This window comes from bacterium (assembly GCA_024224155.1).
In the GTDB taxonomy this organism is placed as follows: domain Bacteria; phylum Acidobacteriota; class Thermoanaerobaculia; order Multivoradales; family JAHEKO01; genus CALZIK01.
Genome location: JAAENP010000412.1, coordinates 1 through 1,151, shown reverse-complemented (window position 1 = coordinate 1,151; position 1,151 = coordinate 1). Strand labels below are relative to the sequence as shown.

Genomic DNA, 1,151 nt, shown 5'->3' with positions numbered 1-1,151 from the left:
GGCGCCTGGCAGAGCGCGGCGTGAAGGTGATCGTCGAGTCGAGCCGCGCCCGCATCTTCTCCGATGAGGCTTTCGTGCAGAGCGGCGCTCAGGTCGTCGACCGCGCTGACGGCGCGGACTTTCTCCTCGGGATCAAGGAGCCCCGCATCGAAGATCTGATGACCGGCAAGACCTACGCCGTCTTTTCTCACACGATCAAGGGACAGCCGAACAACATGCCGCTCCTGAAGGCGATCCTCGATCGTGACATCACGCTGCTCGACTACGAGTGCGTGACCGATCGCCACGGGACACGCTTGGTCTACTTCGGACGCTTCGCGGGCATCTGCGGCATGGTGGACAGTCTGCATCATCTCGGCGGCAAGCTCAGGTTGGGCGGCATCGACAATCCGTTCACCGCCATCGGCCCCGCCCACTCGTACGAATCGCTGGACGCCATCCAAGCCTGTCTCGACGAGGTGGCGGCGACCATCGAGAGAGACGGCGTGCCCGGGCAGATCGCTCCGTGCATCATCGGCATCACCGGCCACGGCCACGTTTCCCAGGGGGCCCAGGAGATGCTCGACCGGCTGCGTCCGGTGGAGGTTCACCCACGGCGCATCAGTGAGTTCGTCGAGCACGAGCGGAGCCAGAGGCAGCAGCTCTACAAGATCGTCTTCCTGCGTGAGGAGAAGTTCCGCTCGAAGGAGGGCGGCGGCTATTACTTCGAGGAGTACCTGGCCCATCCAGAGCGCTTCGAGTCCAATCTCGACCGCTATCTGTCGGACTTGACGATGCTCGTCCACACCAGCTACTGGGACGAGCGATATCCGCGGCTGGTGACGCGCGACATGGTCCGGCGCCTGGCCGAGCACGGCTCGCTGCGGCTGGAGATGATCGGTGACCTCGCGTGCGATCCCGGTGGCTCCATCGAGCTGACGCACCGAGTGACCACCATCGAGAAGCCGACCTACACCTATGACTTCCGCGGCGACCGCTACGTCGAGGGTCCGGCCGGCGATGGGATCTTGATCATGGCTGTGGACAACCTGCCCGCGGAGCTGCCGCGGGACGCGTCGGTGGAATTCTCGGCACAGGTGCGCCGCTATGTCTACGAGATCGCGACCCACGGACTCGAGGGTGACGATGACGACCTCGACGTCTCGCCGGAG

Annotated in this window: 1 protein-coding gene; it reads left to right on the top strand. The window is 64.6% G+C overall.

Annotation, left to right across the window (positions count from 1 at the left end; genetic code table 11):
* On the top strand, positions 1 to 1,151 hold a 1,151-nt coding region (locus GY769_20495; GenBank protein ID MCP4204301.1), incomplete at both ends, for a hypothetical protein.